The organism is Thioalkalivibrio sp. ALE10, assembly GCF_000381385.1.
Lineage (GTDB): Bacteria > Pseudomonadota > Gammaproteobacteria > Ectothiorhodospirales > Ectothiorhodospiraceae > Thioalkalivibrio.
In genome coordinates this window covers 1-6,222 of the sequence record NZ_KB906466.1, presented here as the reverse complement: position 1 = coordinate 6,222, position 6,222 = coordinate 1, and the positions used below count along the sequence as shown (strand labels likewise).

Below are 6,222 nucleotides of genomic sequence, written 5' to 3'. Positions count from 1 at the left end.
CGTAATACTCCGGCGCTCCACGACCGCACTCGGCCACCGCCACCGCGATCGTCTCCTTGTGCACGTCCAGCCCGATGTAGGCGCCGTACACATCGGCGGCCTGCTCCACCGCCTGCCTCACGCCGGTCAGACCCGACGCCGGCCCTGCATCCTTCATCCCTTCCGCGCTAAACTGGTTCATGACCTGCCCCCTCGATATTGGCTCTGTGTTGAAGGTGGTTGTCCCAACCCCGAGAACATAACCCACGCTCTCGAGGTCGGGCAGGTCAATCCATCATGTCTACGGTGCCATGTGCGGTCTGTGGGAGCCTGCTTGCAGGCGAACCGGAAGGGGCCAGTGCTTTGCGGTGGGTGCTGAACATGGGGTAACTGGGCAGCCTCAGGGTCGGGTGTTGGGTTCGGGATGCGGGGTTATTGGGTATCTGCCGGAACAGCAAACTGTACCGTCGGGATGACGACCCGCGGCAACTCCATGCGGGCGCATTGATTGCTTACAAATTCACGCCAGTATGGCCATACGTGGTAGCTGGCATTCCTCTGTGCAAAGGCTTCGAGCGCTTCCGGACCCGGGTCGGTATCGGTGTCGTATTCGGCAACAAATGTCGCCTCGATCTGCGCCAGCACACCATCGCTTTCTGCCTCACCGGCTTCGTGTTTCTCCCGGTCTTCGCCTTCCCGGGCGGGAGAAGCTGGCAACAAGCGCAGGCCCAGCCCGATGAACACCCGGAAGACGTAATACGATGTCTCTGCTTCGCGGACTTCCATGAGATAGCTGCGGTCCACATGGTGCTTGAACTGCGGCTGGTATGCCTCGACGGGTGAAAACCGCGGGTCGTGATCTTCCGCCAGCCAGGCACTGGACTGGCGCACGCTTACCCCGTGGATTCGCAGGCAATCGATGGCTGCTTGGATCGGGGAATCCGTCATACAGCTGGCGCCATCCACTTATCGGCTTTGCTGGAGTCGCCCGCGCCGATGTCATGGATGATTTGCGGGCGAGCCGTTCCAGCCTTGCCGCCGGGCCGGGCAGTGGCGGGTTCTGCATGCCACTCGGCGGGAACCGTACGGGTTGGCGTCTGCACTCCGACGTAGTAGCTCAATACGGCGACGATCTGCTGGTTGAGGCTCACACCTTCGTCTTCGGCCAGGGAGACCAGTGCGCGGTGCAGTGTTCTGGGCACGCGCAGTGTAATGCGCCCACTGAAGTCATCCGCAGGCGGCAAAGGCTGCGGCAGCGCGCGTCCGCTTTCCTTCAGCGCTGCCTCGGTGGTCTCGATGGTATCGATCGCGAGCTCGTAGGCCTCTTCGTGGCTTTCGGCGTATTCGACAACGTCCGGCAGCTCTCGTACCCGCGCTTCGAAGCAGGGTTCTCCCTCCTCGATAACCCGGCGTATCGTGATCCCGTAGTCCTGTGCGTTCATGACGTCTCTCCCTTCAGCCATTGGCTCAATTCCGGCTCCCGCTCCTCGAGCATCTTGCGGATGTTCCGGACATAAGCTGGCTTGATTTCAGGGTTTTTCCCGTGTCCGCATGTGTAGGAGGTCGAGTAGAAACTCGGCAGCCCGGCATGGGTGACCACCTTGTGGCCTGCTTTCTTCCCGTCGCGGACCTCGAAGCCCAGGGTTTCGAGCAACCGTCGCAATTCATCGCATCGCAGGGAACCGCCCGCACCCCGGAGCTGCTGCAGTACATCCTTTACGTTAGCAGACATCTGACACCATATGCAGTGTCACCCCTATCTTGGGGTGGAGAAGCGGGAAACAGGCTGAGCCCGAAGTCCGCCGCGGCGTTTTTCCTTGCGGCTGAGCAGGGCCAGGGCTTTGCGGTAGGTGCTGAGCATGGGGTGGCCGGTTGGGTGGTTTCTGGTTGATTTTCTCGTAGGAGGCCAGCCCTCTGGCCGATTGTCCTGCCCATCTGGGTCGCCGGTGGGGCGATCGGTCAGGGTGATCGGTCAGGGCAATCGGCCAGGGGGCTGGCCTCCTACCGGGCTCGTTCAGCCCGTGAACGTGGTGCGGATTGGGCCACGAAAAATGGGGCGAATCAAGTGCGCTTTGGGCATGGTCCGATGTATGGTCGGGGTTGGCTTACGGTCAGGGAAGACGATATGGAGATCGTGCATCACGGGGGCGCCGAGGGCGTGACGGGCAGTTGCCATCGGCTGCGGCTGTCGGCGCGGGATTCGTTTCTGGTGGATTGCGGGCTGTTCCAGGGGCGCGACCATGGGCCGGGCGATACGCTGGAGCGCCATGCGATCGAGTTTCCGGTGGAGGATATCCGGGCGCTGGTGGTCACGCATGTGCATATCGACCACATCGGGCGGCTGCCGTATCTGCTGGCGGCGGGTTTTGACGGGCCGATCATCTGTTCGAAGCCGTCGGCCCGGCTGCTGCCGCTGATGCTGGAGGATGCGCTGCGCGTGGGCTTTACCCGCGACCGGCAGTTGATCGAGCCGGTGCTGGAGACCATCGACGAGCGGCTGGTGGCGCTGGATTACAACGCCTGGCATGCGCTGCCGGCGGAGGATGCCGCCCTCGCCCCGCGGGTGCGGCTGCAGCGTGCGGGGCATATCCTGGGTTCGGCCTATGTGGAGTTCGATTTCCGCGAGCCGGGGGAGCGGCGTTCGCGCCGGGTGGTGTTCTCCGGCGATCTGGGAGCGCCCGGGGCGCCGCTGCTGCCGGCGCCGAAGCCGCCCCGCCGGGCGGATACGCTGGTGCTGGAGAGCACCTATGGCGACCGCCTCCACGGCGACCGCCGCGAGCGCGCGTCACGGCTGCGGGCGGCGGTGGAGCATGCCCATGCCAACGGCGGCACGGTGATCGTGCCCGCCTTCAGCATCGGCCGCACGCAGGAGCTGCTGTATGAGCTGGAGGGGGGATTCCCGTCTTCGCGAGTCGCGCAGCGACGTGGCGATCCCCATCCGAAGCCACCTTTGCCAGCGTGCGGGCCACTTCGACGGATTGCCGCGTCGCCTTCGGCTCCTCGCAATGACGGGGTGGAGGGGAGGGCAGAGCTTTGACTCCTCGCAATGACGGCGGTGAGGCCTTGGCGCGTTGGTCGGTATCGTCCGGCCGCGCGCTTTACCGAGGTCTACCGCGAGCTGAAGCCGTTCTGGGATGCCGAGGCGCACCAGCGCCTGCGCGCCGGGCGCCATCCGCTGGATTTCGAGAACCTCTATACGGTGGCCGACCACGACACCCACCTGCAGACGGTGGACTACCTGGCCCGCTCCGGCCGCCCGGCGGTGGTGATCGCCGCCAGCGGGATGGCCGCCGGCGGCCGGGTGGTGAACTACCTCAAGGCGATGCTGGAGGACGAACGCCACCACGTGCTGTTCGTCGGCTACCAGGCGGAGGGCACGCCGGGCCGCGCCATCCAGGCCGCCGGCCGTGGCGGCCACGTGGAGCTGGACGGCGAGCGCTACGCCATCCGCGCGGGTGTGGACAGCATCAGCGGCTATTCCGCCCATGCGGACCAAGCCGACCTCCTGCGCTTCGTGCGCGGCATCCGCACCGACCCGCAGGACATCCGCCTGGTCCACGGGGAACCCCACGCCCGGGAGGCCCTGTGGGAGCTTGCTTGCAAGCGAACAGGTTGAGCCCGGAAGAGGGCAACGAAGCCGGTATGGTTCACGGGCTGGTCACCTGCCATGGATGTTCCGCATGGGTTGCGTCCATGCGCTCCACACGAGGCTGGGCGTCGATGAAGCGTAACCGCTGTTTAAGACCCAGTTTGAGGTTGGACGGGTTCAGTCTTCGGTGCCCCTTGCGCCCATGGGTCGGCTGTTCCAGGTGCAGCACGATCCGGAGCCGCTTCGCACTCACCCAGAGATGCGCCAGTCGGCGTTCTTCGGGTTCAATCGTGCCGTATGCGCTGTTCCCGCCGGCTCCGGCGGCCACAAGCCCCGCCAGGCTGTCCCGTACCTTGGCGGCCACCTCGTCCGGCAACTCGCTCGGCTTGGTCCGCGGGTGCTGACGGTAGTCCTTGACCTCGATGAGGTAGGTGGTTTTGTCCCACCGGGCCACAAAGTCGACTGCTTTCGCGCCGCCGCACGTGTTCTGAAAACCGCCGGTGAAGAACCGCCAGCCGTCGTACTGCCCTGCCTCCACACCGGCGTCAAAGTGGAAGGTGAGACCACCTTCGGTGAAGCGGCTTCCTGTCACGACTTCACTCCAGCTCCAGGTAATCGTCGGCCTGCTCAAGCTCCGCATCCAGCAAAGCGAGCGGGTGGATCTCCTCGAGGGTATCCGCCTGGCTCACCTCGACTCCCGCTTCTCCCTGCGAAAGGGCGAAATACCGCTGCCGCGCGGCCCCTTTGCCCCGTCGCTCGGCGGCGATATCGATCTCCCGCAACAGGAAAAGGCTGTGGGTTGCGAGCACCACCTGGATGCCCTGCTCCGCCACGCTGAGAATGGCCTCGGCCACCGCGCGGATCAGGCGCGGATTCAGGTTGCTCTCCGGCTCATCCCAATAGAGGTAACCCTGCTCCAGAAGTGATCCGGTCACGATGAGCTGGACGAGTGTCGCGATCTTGCGCCATCCTTCGGCGACCAGACCCATCTCCAGGTTGCCCCGGCCCGGCTGTCGCAGATAAAAACGCCCGTTTTCCAGGACCACACGCCCGCCCATCAACTCTTCAAGCGGCTTCAGCAATTCGCGCGCCCGCTCCTCGCGCGCCCCCTTCAGTGTCGGAGCGCCCAGCAACACACAGGTATCCCGCCAGGTCTCCTCGAACTCCAGGTAATGGTTCTCGTAGACCGAGACGAAGCCCGGATAGATGGTCAGCAGTTCGCGCGTGGGCAGGTAGACCGGTGGCTTGTCCAGCCAGGCGTCCGGCAGGCGCGTGACATTGACCTCGCTCTTGCTCTGGGTGTGGAAATCGAAGTCGATATTCCAGCGCTTGTCCTCGAAACGAGCACTGACATAACCCCGACTTTGTCCCTGCTGACGCCGGGCCAGCCGGCCCAGGCTGTCCGGTTTGAACACCCCGACAAGCTTGTCCGCCAACCGCGGCTGGAGGATGGCCTTGGTGGGTTCCCGCTCTTCTTCCCGACCCCGACCGCCTTCCGCAAGCACCGACTGGATGGAATACGCGAGTTTGAGCAGATGAGTTTTGCCCGTGGCGTTCTCCCCCACAATCACATTCAGGCCGGGGGCGAACTCCAGATGGGCATCGCCGAAGGCCGTCACGTTTCGCAGGTCGAGTTGCTTGAGCATGGGCGTCTCGCAGCCTTTCGGCGTGTTTTCCGGATCCAGTCGTCGCGGTCTAGCGTACGCAACTCGCAAATGGTGAGGAAGAGGCACCGTTCGCGGCCGAGGCCGCTCCTACGCGGCCCCACCCGCCTGTAGGAGCTTGCTTGCAAGCGAACAGCGTTGAACCCGGGACGAATGCCCGTCCGTTCGCGGCCGAGGCCGCTCCTACGTGCGAATGGGCATGCGGTCAGAGCCATATGGCATCCCACAGGGGATAGTAGCGGAGGTTGCGCACGAGGCCCGCGCGCAGTGGATTGGCGACGACGTAACGGGCGATGGCGGCGAGGTCTTCGTCGCGGCGGACGGCGCGGTCGTGGAAACCGCGCTGCCAGACCGTACACGGCTGCTCGTATAGCCGTCCGATGCGCCGGGAGGTGCCGGCCTTGACCTTCTGGACTGCCCGGGAAACCGTTCCGGCCTGCAGTTCCATCAACCAGTGGATATGGTCGGGCATGACCACGAAACAAAGAGTACGGGCGTCGCCTTCGGCTTCCTGGAGTGCGTGCACGAAACATCGGCCCGCTGCGAGATCGCCAAACCACTGGCGCCGTTCAGCGCACACGGCCGTGATGAGATACGGCCGTCCGGTTTCACTCACGCGCCCGAGGCGCAGTCGGTGTGCTCTCGCCTTCCGTGGCATGAGCCTGCTCCAGGTTGGTTCGGATTCGTTGTTTCAAGGGTAGCACCGCGGGATGGTTCGCGGGCGCGCCCGTGGGAGTTCGCGGCCGAGGCCGCTCCTACGGTGGCCCCATCCGCCTGTAGGAGCTTGCTTGCAAGCGAACAGCCCGAGCCCGGGGCGAATGCCCGTTCGCGGCCGAGGCCGCTCCTACGGTGCTCCTACCCGCCTGTGGGAGCGTGCTTGCACGCGAACAGGCCGGTTCGCGGCCGAGGCCGCTCCTGATATGGATTGACCTGTCAACGGTTGGCTGTAGCGTTCGATCGAGACCTCCTGTTTTCCATGCCTTCGAGGCA

At 64.7% G+C, this 6,222-nt stretch carries 6 protein-coding genes and 2 pseudogenes; 1 reads left to right on the top strand and 7 read right to left on the bottom strand.

The window, feature by feature from the left end; translation table 11 throughout:
- From F788_RS13865 to F788_RS13860, 4 genes and pseudogenes are all read right to left on the bottom strand, one after another.
- Positions 1-181: pseudogene (locus F788_RS13865) on the bottom strand (IS110 family transposase); the annotation flags it as partial.
- A gap of 230 nt (positions 182-411) precedes the next feature.
- On the bottom strand, positions 412-927 hold the full coding sequence (locus F788_RS0113250; protein ID WP_018871336.1) for a hypothetical protein: 516 nt from the start codon (positions 925-927) through the stop codon (positions 412-414).
- A complete protein-coding gene (locus F788_RS0113245; protein ID WP_231372072.1) occupies positions 924-1,421 on the bottom strand; it encodes a toxin-antitoxin system HicB family antitoxin in 498 nt (165 codons plus the stop codon). Before F788_RS0113245 ends, F788_RS0113250 begins: the two co-directional genes overlap by 4 nt.
- Positions 1,418-1,633 carry a hypothetical protein gene (locus tag F788_RS13860; RefSeq protein ID WP_231365003.1) on the bottom strand — a complete coding sequence of 72 codons (216 nt, stop codon included), beginning with the start codon at positions 1,631-1,633 and terminating at the stop codon, positions 1,418-1,420. Before F788_RS13860 ends, F788_RS0113245 begins: the two co-directional genes overlap by 4 nt.
- Positions 1,634-2,104: 471 nt before the next feature.
- Here F788_RS13860 and F788_RS14205 point away from each other — a divergent pair.
- Positions 2,105-3,595: pseudogene (locus tag F788_RS14205) on the top strand (MBL fold metallo-hydrolase RNA specificity domain-containing protein).
- Positions 3,596-3,626: 31 nt separating this feature from the next.
- On the opposite strand, the gene F788_RS0113230 reads toward F788_RS14205, so the two are convergent.
- From F788_RS0113230 to F788_RS0113220, 3 genes are all read right to left on the bottom strand, one after another.
- Positions 3,627-4,160, bottom strand: coding sequence for a hypothetical protein (locus tag F788_RS0113230; protein ID WP_019590486.1), 534 nt, complete (start codon positions 4,158-4,160; stop codon positions 3,627-3,629).
- A 4-nt stretch (positions 4,161-4,164) separates the two neighbouring features.
- On the bottom strand, positions 4,165-5,214 hold the full coding sequence (locus F788_RS0113225; RefSeq protein ID WP_019590485.1) for an ATP/GTP-binding protein: 1,050 nt from the start codon (positions 5,212-5,214) through the stop codon (positions 4,165-4,167).
- A 223-nt stretch (positions 5,215-5,437) separates the two neighbouring features.
- Positions 5,438-5,890, bottom strand: coding sequence for a transposase (locus F788_RS0113220; RefSeq protein ID WP_026332797.1), 453 nt, complete (start codon positions 5,888-5,890; stop codon positions 5,438-5,440).
- Positions 5,891-6,222 lie beyond the last annotated feature (332 nt).